A 14,893-nucleotide genomic window follows, 5' to 3' on the forward strand; every position below is an offset into this window, starting at 1 on the left:
GCCGGTGTCGTCCTCGCCGTCGCGGGCCCACGGTCCCTCGGCCCGCCGCCTCCTCAGCCGACGGCCGCCAGTTCGGCCGGCGGGACCGGCGCCGGCTCCCCGGCCTCGGCCGCCCGCAGCCGGGCTATCAGCTCCTCACGTGCCCGGGCCACCCGGGAGCGGACGGTGCCGACCGGGCAGCCGGCCACCTCGGCGGCCTCGGCGTAGCTCAGTCCGACGACCTGGGTGAGCACGAAGGCCTCGCGTCGCTGCGCGGGCACCCGGTCCAGCAGGTCGCCGAGCGCGACGCCGTCCTCGAAACCGGCGGCGGGCGCGGTGCCCTGCCGCTCGGCGGCCTCCTGCCAGTCCGGCAGCGCGGCGCAGCGCGGCCGGGCGGCGGCGGTGCGGTAGCGGTCGATGACGGTCCGCCGGGCGATGGACAGCAGCCAGGTGCGGGCGGAGGAGCGCCCGGCGAACCCGGGCAGGCTGCGCAGGGCCCGCAGGAAGGTCTCCTGGGCGAGGTCGTCGGCGGACTGCACGTCGGTGAGGTGGGCGACGAACCGCCACACGTCCCGCTGGGTGGCCCGGACGAAGGCCTCGACGTCGGCGGACCGGCCCTCGCGGGCGGCCAGGGCGAGCGCGGTCAGCTGCTCGTCATCCACGACGGTCCCCCACCCGGTCGGTCCCACCTCGGAGAAGGTGCGGGACGATAGTCATATGAGATGCGCGCAACTCCGTACCGCTCTGTCCGCCCGCCTCGACGGCGAACCGGCCGGTGTGCCGGACCGTCGGCTGGACAGGCACGTCGCGCGGTGCGCGGCCTGCCGGGAGTGGCTGGAGCGGGCGGAGAAACTGCGCGGCCCGCAACTCGCGGACGCGGCCGGCGAGCCGCCGGCGGACTGGACGGCGAAGCTGCTCGAGCGCCTCGGTGCGGAGGCCCCCGGGGCGGTCGGCCCCGGCGGGGTCGAGGACGAAGGAGCCGAAGAGGGCCGTCCCGGGCAGGGGGACGACCGGCGGACGCGGTAGGACGGTGGCGCCGGGCGAAGCCGGTGCGCCGTCGAAGTCAGGCATGAAGAGGTCCTGAGGAGAAGACGGGGTGCGGTGCCGCTGCGGGCGGCACCGTCGGCGTCGGTGGGCGGCCGCGCGACCCGGCCCCGGCCGGCGGAGCGGCGGGGACGGTCGGCGCGCGCGGCCCGGACCCCGGCGGCGGCAGCGGCCTCCGTCGGTACCGGCGGCTCCCCGGCCCCGGCGAGCCGTCCGGCCGCGGCGGACCACGGCCGTCCCGGCGGGAGGCGCGGGCGGCGGTGGAGCGCGGTCGGTCGGCGGTCGTCCGGGACGGGCGGCGGTACCCGGCGGCGCGGCTGCGACGCGGGGCGACCTGCCCACCGCACGGCGGACACCGGCGGTGTCCGGGAACGGCGGCGGGCGCGTCAGCGGGCGAACGCGGCCGGGGGAGGTCCGCGGCGGACCAGGGCGTGCGAGAGCAGCACCGACCGCGGCAGCCGGGCCCGGTGGCCGACGGGTCTGGGCGCGTCGGGCGGAAGGTAGCCGGCCGCCCGGGCGAACAGGACGAGCAGCGGCGCCAGCAGCGCCCCCGCCAGCACCGAGCCCAGTGCGCCGAGCAGTTCGAACAGCCGCACCAGCGCCGTCTCGCCGCGCCACAGCAGCAGCGCGCAGGCCAGCGCGGCGACCACGTGGGCGGTGATCATTCCGGTCGACATGCCGTGCGCGGCCATGTCGTGGCCGCCCATGCCACCCATACCGCCCATGCCGTTCGACCCGCCCGTGCCGGTCATCCCGCTCATGCCGCCGTGCCCGGTCATCCCGGACGCGGCCGCGGAACCGGCGTCCGGCACCGGCGTGCCGACGGCGGAGGAGAGGTCCGGCGCCGCCGCCGCGCCGTGCGCGTGCGTCGGGAGAGTGGCCGGCAAGCCGGACGGCGGGACGTCCGGGTCCAGCCCGGCCATCAGCGCCAGGTCGTCCGAGGACAGCCCGGTGGGCGTCGCGTCCGGATTGCACAGCAGCAGCGACGCCCAGTCCGTCTGCTGCGTGCGGGCGAGGCCGCCGACCCCGAACAGCGAGCCCGCCTGTTCGAACGTCAGGTGCAGCGCCGTCTGCGCCGCCACCATCCAGCAACTGATCACCGCGAGCCCCCGCCGCCGGCCGGCCAGCAGCCAGGTGACGCCGAGGGTGAGACCGAAGGCGCCCACCAGGACCGGGGCCGAGACCCCGGAACCGGCCATGGCGACGTGCGCCGTGGCGGCCAGCGCCACGCAGAGCGCGGCGAAGACCACGGCGCGCAGCGAGCGGATCCGGTCGGTCATCACGATGACACTCATCGTCGCACCCGCCCCCGCCGACCTGTACCGCACCCTCCGGTATTGGCCGGTTCCGCCCCTGTCCGGGCACATCCCGCCACCTCGGAGGCGGCCCGTGCGGGCAAGCCGCTCGGGCACCGACGCCGCCGGCGGCGGGTCGGGGGCGCCGATACGGGCGGTGACGGTGGGGTGGCCGGATCCCGACGGTGCGCGAGGGGCCGCCGCGCCGGGGCCGGCCGAACGGGTAACGAAGGATGCTCTTCATCCCGTCATATCGGTTTGACACCGTCCGTGCTGATCCGTACTGAATGTGACGCCCTGGATGTGACATCGCACACACGGGCGCCGACGGCGACAGATGGAGACAGGAGACCCGGTATGGACACCACCGCACCCGAGGCCGCCACCGGAGCCGACCCCACGCCTGCCTCCACCACCCCTGCCCCTGCCTCCCCGGCGCCCGCCGCCGACCTCGCCGACCTCGCCGACCCGGCGTTCTGGCGGCTGCCCGAACGGGCCCGCGCCGCCGCCTTCGCCGAGCTGCGCCGCCTGCCCGCCCCGGCCCGCTTCGGCGACGCCCCGGGCTTCCACGCCCTCGTCCGGCACGCCGACGTCGTCGAGGCCAGCCGCACCCCCGACGTCTTCCTCAGCGGACCCGGCGTCACCACCCCCGAACCGGCCCGCTGGGTCCGCCTCCTGTTCGGCGACTCGATGGTGAACCTGGACGACCCCCGGCACGCCCAGCTGCGCCGCATCGTCTCCCGCGCCTTCACCCCGCGCCTGATCGCCCGGGTCGAGGACGACATCCGCCTGGTCGCCACCGAGCTGGTGGACCGGATTGAGCGCGAGCGCCCCGCGGACTTCGTCAACGCGGTGGCCGCCGAGCTCCCCTTCCGGGTGATCTGCAACATGATGGGCATCCCGGAGGAGCCCCGCCGCGCCATCCTCGACCAGGTCGACCACGCCTCCGAGCACACCGGCGTCCAACGCCCGCTGCGCCAGCGGATCCGGATGCCCGGCCGCGGGCTGCGGGCACTGGCCCGGATGCAGGGCATGGTCGCCGACCTCGGCCGCGAACGCCGCCGCCGGCCCACCGACGACCTGATCTCCGCGCTGGTCACCGCCGACGTCGACGGGCGCCGCCTCACCGGCCGCGAACTCGGCGCCTTCTTCTCCCTGCTGCTCGTCGCCGGGGTCGAGACCACCCGCAACGCCCTCGCGCACGGCCTCCACCTGCTCACCGCCCACCCCGAACAGCGGGCCCTGCTCCTCGGCGACCTCGACGGGCACCTCGGCGGCGCGGTCGACGAGATCGTCCGCCACTCCACACCGATCATCCAGTTCCGCCGCACCCTGGCCGTCGACCACCGGCTCGGCGGCCCCGACGGCCCGCTGCTGCGGGCGGGCGAGAAGGTGGTGCTCTACTACGGCTCCGCCAATCGCGACGAGACCGTCTTCACCGACCCCGAGGCCTTCGACATCACCCGCAGCCCCAACCCCCACCTCGGCTTCGGCGGGGGCGGGCCGCACTACTGCCTCGGCGCGCACCTCGCCCGGCAGGAGATGAAGGTGCTCTACCGGGAGCTGTTCACCCGGCTCCCCGAGGCCCGTTCGGCCGGCGAGCCGGAGTTCGTCCCGTCCAGCTTCGACCACCGGATCCGCTCGCTCCGGTTCACCTTCTGAGGGCCCCGGGCCTCACAACGGCCCGGCCGGCTCCCAGACCGCGTGGTCGTGCGCGAACAGCACCCGGCGCGGGCCGAACGCCGCCAGCCGGTCCAGCCAGGCCGGGTACCCGGGCAGCGGTGCGCCGACCACCCCCTCCCGGGCCGCCCGGCGCGCCAGCACCGCCGCGCCGTACGCGGACGCCGTGTCGTGGGCCTGCCCGGCCAGCACCGTGCAGCCCTCCGGCCCGGTGACCACCAGCGACTGGTGCCCGGCCGTGTGACCGGGCGTCGGCACCACCCGCACGCCCGGCCACACCTGGGCCTCGCCGTCCAGCTCCCGGTGGCGGACGCCGGGGAAGTCCACCAGCGCGTCGATCGTGTACCCGCCCGCCCGGGCCTGCGCCAGCTCCACCGCCTGCGTCCACACCGGCACCCCGGCCAGCAGCGGGTTGCCGCCGCAGTGGTCGAAGTGCAGATGGCAGTTGACGACCACGTCGAGGTCGCCCGGTGCCACGCCCGCCGCCGCCAGCGCCGCCGTCAGCGGCCGCCGCACCGGGCGGTAGTGCGCGTCCGCCTCCGGATCGCCCTCGCCGAGGCCGGTGTCGAACAGCAGCAGCCCCTCCGGCCGGCGCACCAGGTACGCCAGCACCGGCTCCACCCGCGGCTGCGGGCCGCCCGCCTCCTGGGCCGGGCGGACGAAGTAGCCGAGGTCGAGCCGCCGGACCGAGGGCGTCCGGCCGGGGCGGGTGCTGGCCATACGGGGTCCTCCCAAGGGTTGTGGTGGCCGACGTCACTGCGTCTACCCACGGCCCGGAGCAGAATGCCGACATGACCGACCGTTCGCTCCCCGCACCGTCCGGCCCCGGCCACCGGCCGACCCCCGCCGCCGGCGGGCCCACCACCGACGGGCCGACCGCCGGCGCCTGGCACGCCCTCGGCGGGCCGTCCGCGCTGCTGGAGCGGGTCTCCTTCCACGGCCCCGACGCGGTGCTGCCCTCCCGGCTGCCCGTGCGGCGCCTCGCCCGGGCCACCGTCGCCGCCTGCTCGCTCGCCGCCGCCGAACTCGCCGCGCTGCGCACCGGCGCCCCCGTGCCGCGGGTGCGGATCGACCAGGGCGCGGTCGCCACCGCCTTCGTCAGCGAGCGCCACCTGCGGATCGACGGCCGCGCCCCGGTCTCCTTCGCGCCGCTCTCCGGCTTCTGGCCGACCGCCGACGGCTGGCTGCGCACCCACGCCAACTACCCCCACCACCGCGACCGGCTGCTCACCGCCCTCGGCCTGCCCGAGGGCACCGGGCCGGACCGGCTCGCCGCCGTGCTGCGCGAGCTGCCGGCCGCGGCCGTCCAGGAGCGCGCCTACGCGGCGGGGGCGCTCGCCGTCGCCGTCGCGCCGGTCCGCGACACCACGCTGCCCCTGGTCGAGGTCCGCGCCGCCGACGGGACCGCGCCCCGGCCGCTGGCCGCCGCCCCCGCCGACCGGCCCGCCGCCGGGATCCGCGTCCTCGACCTCACCCGGGTGATCGCCGGCCCGGTCGCCACCCGCACCCTCGCCCTGCTCGGCGCCGACGTGCTGCGCATCGACCCGCCGCGCCTGCCCGAGGCCGAGGACGCCCACGCCGACACCGGCTTCGGCAAGCGCTCCGCCCGTCTCGACCTCGCCGAGGGCGCGGACCGGGCCGCCTTCGAGGAACTGCTCGCCACCGCCGACGTCGTCGTCAGCGGCTACCGCCCCGGCGCGCTGGACGCGTACGGGCTGGCCCCCGACGCCCTGCTCGCCCGCCGGCCGGGCCTGGTCGTCGTCCAGCTGAACGCCTGGGGCTGGACCGGGCCGTGGGCCGGGCGGCGCGGCTTCGACAGCCTGGTCCAGGCGGGCTGCGGCATCGCCGCCACCGAGGCCGGCGCCGACGGCCGCCCCGGTGCCCTGCCCGCCCAGGCCCTCGACCACGGCACCGGCTACCTCGTCGCGGCCGGCGTGCTGCGCGCCCTCACCGAGCAGCGCACCGCCCGGCCCGGCGGGCGCCACCTGCGCTACTCCCTGGCCGGCACGGCCTCCTGGCTGCTGCACGGCATCGCCCCCACCGCGGACCCGCACGTGCTGCCCAACGACGAGCCCTACGACCCCGCCCGGTGGCTCACCGGGACCGACGCGCCCCACGGCCGGCTCCGGTACGCGCTGCCGCCGGTCGGGTACGCGGGCGCCCCGGCGGACTGGGAGCGCCCGCCGGGGCGCTGGGGCACGGACGCGCCGGTCTGGCGCTGAACGCGTCGGCCGGCGCCGGCCGGTCGCTGCCGGGCCGACCAGTGCCGGGCCGACCGATGCCGGGCCGACCGGCCGACGCCGGGCCGGCCGACGCGTTCAGACACCCGACGGGATCCGTTTCGCGGTGCTCCGCATCTGGAAGGCCGTCACGATCTCGATCAGCCCCAGGATCAGCAGCCAGACGCCGGCCAGGACGGTCAGCGCGGTGATCGAACCGACCGGCCAGACCATCAGCAGCACACCGGCCAGGGTGTTCGCCACGCCCGCGAACGCCTGCCAGCCGCGCGCGGGCATGGTCGCGTCCGAGATGGCGGCGACGAGCTGGGTGATCCCGCGGAACAGCCAGCCGATGCCGATCCAGATCGCGAGCAGCAGCACCGACCGGGCCGCGCTGCGGAAGCACAGCAGGCCCAGCAGCACGCAGATCGCGCCGCTGACGAACGCCAGCACCCGCATCGCGGTGGTGGCGTGCGTGCCGAACGCGGCGACCAGCTGCACGATGCCGATGACCAGCAGATAGAGGCCGAACAGGACGCCGACCACCAGCAGCGTCTCCTCCGGCCAGACGAACACGACGATCCCGAGCCCGAGCGAGACGAGCCCGGCGACCAGCAGGACCTGCCAGGCGGCCTTGGCGAGCAGCCCGAGCGGGCCCTGGACCGGGGAGCCGTCGGGGGTGATGATCGGGGAAACCACGGTGGCGTCCTCCAGGGGAGTGGGCGCCCCGGCGTGCGAGCGGGCATCCTCGGCGCGCGGACGGGCGGGTGCTCCCCACGATCGCCGCGCGCGCCGTCCTCCGCGCGTCGGATACACCCGTTCGGGCGATCGAAGGGGTTTCCCCCGGGATTGCCGGAACGCCACCTCTGCCTCACCCGGCGTCGATAAGATCCGGCGATATGACTTCTGAAGGGTGGGGGACCCCTCCGGTCGAGCCGATCAGCCAGCACTACATCGTCTGCGGCGGCAACGCGCTCGCCCACCGCCTGGCACTCGAACTCGTCGAGCTCTACGACGTACCGGTCGTCGTCCTCGTCCCGGACCGCACCCGCGACCACGCGCCCCGGATCGAACAGCTGGAGGGCGTCGCCGCCGTCGTCGAGTACAGCAGTGTCACCGACGAGGCGCTGCGCGCCGTCCGGGTCGAGACCGCGCGCGGGATCGCCTTCGTCGACGGCGACGACCAGGGCAACATCCACGCCGCCCTGTCCGCCCAGGGACACAACCCCGGCATCCGCATCGTCCTGCGGATGTTCAACCAGCGGCTCGGCTCCAACATCGAACGCCTGCTCAGGAACGGCACCGCGCTCTCCGGCTCCGCCACCGCCGCCCCCGCCTTCGCCGACGCCGCCCTGTCCCGGCCCAACTCCGTCCAGGTCGGCGACCGCTTCCTGCACATCGCCTACGACGACGACATCCACTCCGACCGGCTCTGCATCGTCGCCGACCGGATCGACCCCCAGGACCTCGGCCGGATCCGGCTGCTGCCCGAGCAGGAGGGCGACTCCGCCTCCTACGTCCGGCTCGCCAGGGAGTTCGGCGACGACGGGCCGATCCGCTCCGGCGCCGCGGCCCGCCTCGCCGCCGGCACGGTCGGACCCGACCCGGAACCCGGCGGCACCGCCGCCCTGCAGAGCCTGCCCAGCGAACCCGCCGTGCGGATCGCCTGGTGGCGGCGGCTGCGCTGGCGGCTGCTCGACACCCTGCGGTTCTTCACCAGCGCCCGGCTGCGCCTGGTGCTGATCACCGCCCTGGTCGCGGTGCTGCTCGCCTTCGGCCTGCTCTGGCACCTCAACGGCAACTTCGCCTGGACGTTCTACACCTCCCTGCTCGACCTCGCCGGCGCCGCCCAGCCCGACCAGCCCGGCGGCGGCGACGGGTCCGGCACCGGCGGCACCTGGCAGCGGGTCGCCCAGGTCGTGATCACCTTCTGCGGCATCACCTTCGCCCCGGTCGCCACCGCCATCATGGTCGAGGTGCTCGCCTCCGGCCGCCGCGGCCAGCCCCGCAACCCGGGCGTCGGCACCCGCGACCACGTCGTCGTGGTCGGCCTCGGCAACGTCGGCACCCGGGTGGTCAGCCGACTGCACGGCCTCGGCGTGCCGGTGGTCGGCCTGGAGAGCGACCCGCAGGCCCGCGGCATCTCCGCCGTCCGCGCCCTCGGCGTCCCGGTGGTCGTCGACGACGGCCCGCTCGCCGAACAACTGCGCCGGGCCCGCCTCAAGCACAGCCGCGCGGTGGTCGCCGTCAGCGGCGACGACGCCACCAACCTGGAGGCCGCCCTGGAGGCCCGGGCGGTGCGGCCCGACGTCCGGGTGGTCCTGCGCCTCTTCGACGACAGCTTCGCGAGCCACGTCTACGCCACGCTCGACAACGTCGCCTCCCGCTCCACCTCCTACCTCGCCGCCCCGGCCTTCGCCGCCGCCCTGATGGGCCGCGAAGTGCTCGGCACCCTCTCGGTGTTCCGCCACGTCCTGCTCGTCGCCGAACTGACCGCCGAACTCGGCAGCGGCCTGATCGGCCTCAACCGCCACGACCTGGAGGACCAAGGCGGCCTCCGCGTCCTCGCCGTCCGCCTCGCCCGCAACCCGCAGCTCTACCACTGGCGCTACGCCGACCGCACCCGCGCCCTCGAACCCGGCGACAGTGTCGTGGTGGCCGCCACCCGAAGCGGCCTCGCCCGCCTCAACACCACGCTCACGGCCGACAGTTGACCGCCGTCGCCCGCCGTTCAACCCACCCGCCGCTCCAGCGTCTCCTTCATGACCTCGGCCCCCCGGACGACCCGCGGCCGCACCTGCTCGACCATCGCGTGCGGCAGCACATCGGTGATCCACACCAGCCGGCACCGCCCGGGCCCCTCGGGGAACACCTGGAACGAGGCGTGGTGGTGGGTGAGGGGGATCCGGAACCCTTCCACCGCCGAGTAGGCGAGCCGGCGGAGGCCGTCGTCCACGCTGACGATCAGCTCCCGGACCACCGCGCCACCGGGCACCGTCAGATACCGGGTGTCGCCCTCCATCCGGACGTCGAGGACATACCCGGGAACGAGCCGCCTGTGCACCGCCCCCACATCCCGGACCGCCTCCCACACGTCCTCCGCGGCGGATTCGATCACGATGTCCTGAACGATGGTGGCGATGGCCGTTCCCCTTCCCCCGCACGCCGGACGGTCCCGGCGTCCGTCGTCTCAGCTCGCGGGCCCGAGCCCCTCGGGGAGGGCGGCCACCACGAGGGCGACGGCCTCCTCCGGCGTCTCGGTGCGCGCGATCAACTCGCCATTGTGCCGCACCCCGTACAGCTCCTCGTCGTACGGGCTGATGATGTACCCGACCGGTGTCTTCCAGTACTCCTCGATGCTGGTGGAGAACCAGAGGTCGAAGTGGCTGTTGACCGGCTTCAGCCGCCGGAGTACCGGCTGGGCGTACGCCGCCGCCAGCAGCGCGTGGGCGCGCGGGTGGCGGCTGTACGGCGCGGTGTGGACGCGGTCGAGCTTGACCCGCCAGGTCAGCTCGACGGGGCCGAACGGCTCCCGTTCATGCACCAGGGCCCACGGCCTGAACCGGATGAAGGGCGCACGTGCCCGGGTCTCCTCCAGCCCCGCGCCGCCCGTCCACGCCGCCACCGCCCTGGCTGCCTTGGCCAGGTCCGCCGTCCCCCCGGAGGCCAGCGGCGTGCCGCGCAGCCGGAGGTCCACCCGGAAGCTCCGTCCCTTCCGGTCCGGCGGACACACCGTCACCTGCCGACCGCCCTCCGCGTCGCCGTACTCCGGGAGGCGCGCCCACGTCCCGTCCGCCTCGGGCAGCACCAGCCCCAACTCCTCGGCCACCTGCCCCAGCGCAGCCCCAAGCGCGCCGTCCTCGTCCCACGCACCCACGCCAGCCCCCATCTCCGAGTCCGTCCCCCCAGTCTGCCCGAACCGCTCCCACTCGGGAAAATGTCCATCGCCACAGCCGATGTCGGTGAGGTGACGCAGGTCGGCCGGGAGATCCCCGCCGTGCGAGGGGCGGCTCATGGCCGGGCGTCAGGCCCTCGGGGTCCTGCCCGTGACGATCAGAGTGCCGATGTGGCCCTCGGTCGGGGCGTCGAGCACCGCGGCTTCCACCGACTCGAATCCGCTCCGCCGAAGCAGGCCAGCCCAGATCGGGTGGCCCGTCATCGAACACGTCGTCCTTGATGCCGGCCGCGTACGTGTCCCAGAGTTCGCGCTCGGATGCGATGTCGTGCTGTGCGGGCAACGGACTTCCTCTGAAGAAGAGTTGGCAGGCGGGTGCCCCTGCCCCGAGGTGCGGGGCAGGGGCGAACTCGGGGCAGCGTGTCCAGCCCTCGGCCGCAGTCGGGAGGACGAAGCCGAGGTGCCGGACCCCTCCGCTCCGCGGAGAGGGTCTGACGCACCGCCGAGTTCAGTCTGCAGCAGCCGGCCGGCGGCACCGGAGGTCTGGCCCCAGTGCTGCGGCGGCTCCGACCGGCCCAGCAGCGACTTCGCGATAGGCCTTCCCCAGCTGGTGTGCTCAGCCGGCCTTCAACCGCTCCAGGAGCTCCGGGACGCCGTCGACCTGGCGGTAGGGCTCGAAGGCCGGCGCGAGCTCCCGGACCAGGGCAACGCACCGCGGGGCGCCGATGCGGGTGGCCAGGTCGAGCGACTCGCTGGTGACGGCGAGCGCTTGCTCGACGTCGTTGGCCTGGAGACAGCCCTTGGCCTGGTAGGTCAGGAAGATGCCGCGTGTCTTGTCCCTGGCGCGGGGCAGCAGGGTCATGCCCTCGGCGATCCGGGCATGGGCCTCGTCGGTTCGGCCGAGGTCCAGGAGGCACTGGCCGGAGTCCACGGCGAGGTCGGCCGGGCTCATCCACGCGCACCAGCCGGGTGCGGGGTCGGCGGCCTCGACGGCGAGAGCGGATTCGGCCTCGGACAGGTCGCGGTAGCAGGCGGAGCGGTCGCCAAGCGCGGCGTGGTCCCTGGCCCGGCGGAGGAACAGCAGGGACTGGGCGGCGGGGTGCTCGATGCCGGACAGCGCGTATCCGAGCTGGTCCACGGAGACCTTCGGCTTGCCGAGCCAGTTCGACTGGTAGGCGAAGTCCGAGAGCACCCCGGCGCCGTGGTCGCGGTCGCCGGCGGCGTGCGCGGACTGCAGGGCCGCACCCCACAGCTTCCCGGCCGCCCAGTGCCGGCCCTGGTCGAAGCGGTGCCATCCGCAGGTGGTGGCGAGCGAGGCCGCCAGCAGGTGCAGCCTGCGGCCGGTGTTCTCGCTGTAGCGGCCGTCCTCGATCAGCTCAGTCACCGTGGCCAGGTGGGCGTCCATCAGGCGAGCCGTGTGCTGGCGCTGTTCGGTGGGCAGGGCCGTCAGCTTCGTGCTGGTGTCCTCCAGCCAGCCGACGAGTTCGGCGTCCACCCGCTTGCCCCCGAGGGCCGAGGTGAGGCGTTCGGGTTCGATCGTGGCCCACCGGGCGGCGAGGCCGGCCAGCGAGACAGCGCTGTAGGTCATGAAGCTGCGTCGGTCCATGGAGGCTCTCTGCGCATCGTGGAGGGCTTGAACGGTGTAGGCGGACCCCAGCGGCAGCGGTTCGTCGCGTCCGGGCAGCCAGTAGGGCCAGCCGTACGCCTCCATCTCCGAGATCTTGACGCCGAACGCTTCGGCGATCAGGAGCTGGGAGTCGAGGTTCGGCGTCTTGCGCCAGTTCTCCCACCTGCTGACGGCAGCCTTGTCGGCGCCGGAGAGGAGCCCGTGGCGGCGGGCGGCCCGGTCGAGGCGGGCGACAAGGTCGCCCTGCGACCAGCCGCGCAGTACGCGTGCGTAGGCGAGGGGGTGCCGGATCGGGTCGTCCACGGGCCAATCCCATCATCGACAGTGACCGCGAGCCTACTGCCGGCGAAGGCGGGACAACCCCGGGACTACAGACAATGCCTGTTCGGTGGCGGCGAGTTGGGCTGTACTCGACGCACACCGAAGAACTTCCTTCACGAAGCGGAAGGAGTCTGCCCATGAAGCGACGCGCCGCGGTCATCGGTCTCGGCCACCAGGCGTGTGAGGACCACCTGCCCGGCCTGCTCGGCTCCGGCAGGGCCGAACTGGTCGCGATCTGCGACAGCGACCCCGAGATCCTGCGCGAGCGTCAGAAGTCCCTCCAGGTACCTGCCTTCACCCGGGCCGCCGACCTGCTGGACGCCGTCTGTCCGGACTTCGTGATCGTCGCCGTCCCGCACCATGCAGGCCGGGCCGTGATCGAAGAGTGCTCGGCCCGGGGCGTGCACGTCCTCAAGGAGAAGCCGTTCGCCACCTCGCTCGCCGAGGCCCGCGAACTCACCGCGATCTGCCAGGCCGGGCAGGTGGAGCTGATGGTCACCCTCCAGCGGCGGTTCAACCCGATCTACACCAGCGTGGTGCAGTTCCTCGACCAGATCGGCACCCCGTTCCTCATCGACGGCCGGTACACCTTCCACACCGACGACCCCGGAGCCGGCTGGCGCGGGGACGTCAAACTGGCCGGTGGCGGCTGCATCATCGACATGGGCTACCACCTCATCGACCTGCTGCTGTGGTACTTCGGCCTGCCCAGCCGCGTCATCGCCGACTTCTCGGCCACAGCCCTGCCCGAGGCCGGCTACGACGCGGAGGACACCGCCGTCATCCAGCTCGGCTACGAATCCGACCTCTACGGCTCCGTCCTGCTCTCGCGCTGGGCGGCCCCGAAGACCGAGAAGCTGCACGTCGTCGGCACCCGCGGCTCGGTGCTGCTGACCAAGGGCCACCTCCAGCGGCTCGACCTCAACGGCACCGTCGTGGAGGAGCTCGCCCGGCCGCACGCGCCCGCCAGCGCATCGACCGCCCAGATCGACTACTTCTGCCGGGTCCTGGACGGCGAACGCCCCAACACCTCCGGCCCCGAACAGCACCTCGCCCACGCCGCCTTCATCGCCTCCTGCTACGAGTCCAAGGCAGCCGGGCGCTACATCGACCCGAAGGAGATGCTGTGACCTCAACCCTCGCCCTCCTCGGCGGTCGGCCCGAAGTGACCGCCGCCGGAGCGCACTTCGAGTGGCCGCCGATCTATGACAGCACGCGGGCCAAGGTCGCCGCCCAGCTGGACGCGGCCGTCTCCATCCCCGGCCGGTCCGGCATAGTCGCCGACCTGGAGGACGGCCTGCAGGCGTACTTCGGCGTCCGGCACGCGGTCACGACCAGCTCCGGCACCGCTGCCCTGCACGCCACCTACTGGGCTGCGAGGATCAGGCCCGGCAATGAGGTGATCGTCCCCGCATGGACCTTCCACGCCACCGCCTCCCCGCTGTTCCATCTCCGCGCCGTGCCGGTGCTGTGCGAGACCAGGCCGGACGGCAACATCGACCCGAACCGGGTCGAGGAGCTGATCACCCCGCGCACCCGCGCGATCATGGTCACCCACCTGTGGGGCAAGCCCGCCGACATGACCGACCTCGTGGCCGTGGCGAACGCCCACGACCTGGTGGTGCTGGAGGACGGCTCCCATGCCCACGGAGCCGGCATCGCCGGGCATAAGGTCGGCACGTTCGGCCTCGCCGGAGCGTTCTCGCTCAACGGCCCCAAGCCGCTGTCCGGCGGTGAGGGCGGGTTCGTCCTCACGGACGACGACGACACGTACTACCGGGTCATCACGCTCGCGCACTACAACAAGCGGGCCAGGACCGAGATCCCGGAAGGCCATCCGCTCGCGCGGTACGCGGTCACCGGGGCCGGCCTCAAGCTCCGGATCCACCCCCTCGCCGCCGCGATCGCCCATGACCAGCTCGCTCGCCTGGACGACCACCTCGCCGGCCGGGCGGAGATCGCGCGCTACCTGACCGGACGGCTGGCCCGGATACCGGGCCTGGAGGTCACCGAGATGCCCGAAGGGGTGGTCCCGTCCTGGTACGGATTGACGCTCACCTACAAGCCGGACGAGCTCGGCGGCCTGCCGATCGAGACGTTCCACCAGGCGCTGATCGCCGAGGGCGCCACCGAGTTCGACCGGCCCGGCTCCACCCGTCCGCTGAACCAGCTGCCGCTGTACCAGCACCCGACAATGCTGTTCCCCGGCCACCCGCACTCCCACCGCCGGTACGAGCCGGGCGACTTCCCGGTCGCCGAGCATGCCCATGCCCACATGATCAAGCTCCCGGTCTGGCATCGTGAGCAGGATCTGGAGCTGGCCGAGCAGTACGTTCGCGCGGCCATGAAGATCAGCGACCACCACAAGGAGCTGCTGTGACCGTCACCTCCCCCGAGTTCGTGGCCGGCTTGGCGGCCGAGGCCTCCGCCGCCGGCATCACCGGCTTCGTCGCCGCCGCCGTGATCAACCACGACGGGCGGGTCCTGCTCGTGCGCCGCAACCCCGACGACTACCTGGGCGGCCTGTGGGAGATCCCTTCCGGCACGGTCGAGGCCGGGGAGACCATCCTGGACGCCCTGCACCGCGAGACCGGCGAGGAGACCGGCCTGGCCATCGACCAGGTCATCGGCTACATCGGGCACTTCGACTACGAGAACAGCCGCGGCGGCACCACGCGCCAGTTCAACTTCGCCGTCACCGTGGAGAGGACCGAGCCGATCGTCCTGACCGAGCACGACGCCCACGAGTGGGCCCATCCCGGCAATCTGCCCGAAGTCAGCGACGAGGTCCGCAACCTGATCATCACCTCCTGAGCCGGAGCCGTCAGGCTCT

At 74.2% G+C, this 14,893-nt stretch carries 14 protein-coding genes; 7 read left to right on the forward strand and 7 right to left on the reverse strand.

Annotation, left to right across the window (positions count from 1 at the left end):
* Positions 1-53 precede the first annotated feature (53 nt).
* The gene (locus ACFCLZ_RS30005; protein ID WP_380281022.1) at positions 54-641 is read right to left on the reverse strand and encodes a sigma-70 family RNA polymerase sigma factor; all 588 of its coding nucleotides are present in this window, start codon (positions 639-641) and stop codon (positions 54-56) included.
* Positions 642-696: 55 nt separating this feature from the next.
* On the opposite strand from ACFCLZ_RS30005, the gene ACFCLZ_RS30010 reads away from it, so the two are divergent.
* Entirely contained in the window at positions 697-1,005 is a 309-nt protein-coding gene (locus ACFCLZ_RS30010; protein ID WP_380281023.1) for a zf-HC2 domain-containing protein, read from the forward strand.
* A gap of 404 nt (positions 1,006-1,409) precedes the next feature.
* On the opposite strand, the gene ACFCLZ_RS30015 is transcribed toward ACFCLZ_RS30010, so the two are convergent.
* Positions 1,410-2,318, reverse strand: a complete 909-nt coding sequence (locus ACFCLZ_RS30015; RefSeq protein WP_380281024.1) for a hypothetical protein — start codon at positions 2,316-2,318, stop codon at positions 1,410-1,412.
* 357 nt (positions 2,319-2,675) lie between these two features.
* Between ACFCLZ_RS30015 and ACFCLZ_RS30020 the strand changes: the two genes are divergently transcribed.
* Complete coding sequence (locus ACFCLZ_RS30020; protein ID WP_380281025.1) at positions 2,676-3,980, forward strand: cytochrome P450; 1,305 nt, start codon at positions 2,676-2,678, stop codon at positions 3,978-3,980.
* Between the two features lie 12 nt (positions 3,981-3,992).
* On the opposite strand, the gene ACFCLZ_RS30025 is transcribed toward ACFCLZ_RS30020, so the two are convergent.
* Positions 3,993-4,718 (reverse strand): MBL fold metallo-hydrolase, encoded by a 726-nt coding sequence (locus tag ACFCLZ_RS30025; protein ID WP_380281026.1) that lies wholly within the window; start codon positions 4,716-4,718, stop codon positions 3,993-3,995.
* Positions 4,719-4,789: 71 nt separating this feature from the next.
* On the opposite strand from ACFCLZ_RS30025, the gene ACFCLZ_RS30030 reads away from it, so the two are divergent.
* Complete coding sequence (locus ACFCLZ_RS30030; protein WP_380281027.1) at positions 4,790-6,220, forward strand: CoA transferase; 1,431 nt, start codon at positions 4,790-4,792, stop codon at positions 6,218-6,220.
* Positions 6,221-6,316: 96 nt separating this feature from the next.
* Here ACFCLZ_RS30030 and ACFCLZ_RS30035 read toward each other — a convergent pair whose 3' ends face one another.
* Positions 6,317-6,916 carry an HdeD family acid-resistance protein gene (locus tag ACFCLZ_RS30035; protein ID WP_380281028.1) on the reverse strand — a complete coding sequence of 200 codons (600 nt, stop codon included), beginning with the start codon at positions 6,914-6,916 and terminating at the stop codon, positions 6,317-6,319.
* A gap of 200 nt (positions 6,917-7,116) precedes the next feature.
* On the opposite strand from ACFCLZ_RS30035, the gene ACFCLZ_RS30040 reads away from it, so the two are divergent.
* On the forward strand, positions 7,117-8,931 hold the full coding sequence (locus tag ACFCLZ_RS30040) for an NAD-binding protein (RefSeq protein WP_380281029.1): 1,815 nt from the start codon (positions 7,117-7,119) through the stop codon (positions 8,929-8,931).
* A 17-nt stretch (positions 8,932-8,948) separates the two neighbouring features.
* On the opposite strand, the gene ACFCLZ_RS30045 is transcribed toward ACFCLZ_RS30040, so the two are convergent.
* The 3 genes from ACFCLZ_RS30045 to ACFCLZ_RS30055 all read right to left on the reverse strand — a co-directional run bounded on the left by ACFCLZ_RS30045 (position 8,949) and on the right by ACFCLZ_RS30055 (position 12,042).
* The gene (locus ACFCLZ_RS30045; protein ID WP_380286324.1) at positions 8,949-9,359 is read right to left on the reverse strand and encodes an SRPBCC family protein; all 411 of its coding nucleotides are present in this window, start codon (positions 9,357-9,359) and stop codon (positions 8,949-8,951) included.
* A 48-nt stretch (positions 9,360-9,407) separates the two neighbouring features.
* On the reverse strand, positions 9,408-10,106 hold the full coding sequence (locus ACFCLZ_RS30050) for a DUF6193 family natural product biosynthesis protein (protein ID WP_380281030.1): 699 nt from the start codon (positions 10,104-10,106) through the stop codon (positions 9,408-9,410).
* 622 nt (positions 10,107-10,728) lie between these two features.
* Positions 10,729-12,042 carry a helix-turn-helix transcriptional regulator gene (locus ACFCLZ_RS30055; RefSeq protein ID WP_380281031.1) on the reverse strand — a complete coding sequence of 438 codons (1,314 nt, stop codon included), beginning with the start codon at positions 12,040-12,042 and terminating at the stop codon, positions 10,729-10,731.
* Positions 12,043-12,197: 155 nt separating this feature from the next.
* Between ACFCLZ_RS30055 and ACFCLZ_RS30060 the strand changes: the two genes are divergently transcribed.
* The 3 genes from ACFCLZ_RS30060 to ACFCLZ_RS30070 are packed head-to-tail and all read left to right on the forward strand — an operon-like array spanning position 12,198 to position 14,874.
* Entirely contained in the window at positions 12,198-13,190 is a 993-nt protein-coding gene (locus ACFCLZ_RS30060) for a Gfo/Idh/MocA family protein (protein ID WP_380281032.1), read from the forward strand.
* Complete coding sequence (locus ACFCLZ_RS30065; RefSeq protein WP_380281033.1) at positions 13,187-14,440, forward strand: DegT/DnrJ/EryC1/StrS family aminotransferase; 1,254 nt, start codon at positions 13,187-13,189, stop codon at positions 14,438-14,440. The genes ACFCLZ_RS30060 and ACFCLZ_RS30065 overlap by 4 nt, the downstream gene beginning before the upstream one ends.
* Complete coding sequence (locus ACFCLZ_RS30070) at positions 14,437-14,874, forward strand: NUDIX domain-containing protein (RefSeq protein ID WP_380281034.1); 438 nt, start codon at positions 14,437-14,439, stop codon at positions 14,872-14,874. The genes ACFCLZ_RS30065 and ACFCLZ_RS30070 overlap by 4 nt, the downstream gene beginning before the upstream one ends.
* Positions 14,875-14,893: the final 19 nt, after the last annotated feature.

Source organism: Kitasatospora purpeofusca (assembly GCF_042691725.1).
Taxonomy (GTDB): Bacteria; Actinomycetota; Actinomycetes; order Streptomycetales; family Streptomycetaceae; genus Kitasatospora; species Kitasatospora purpeofusca_B.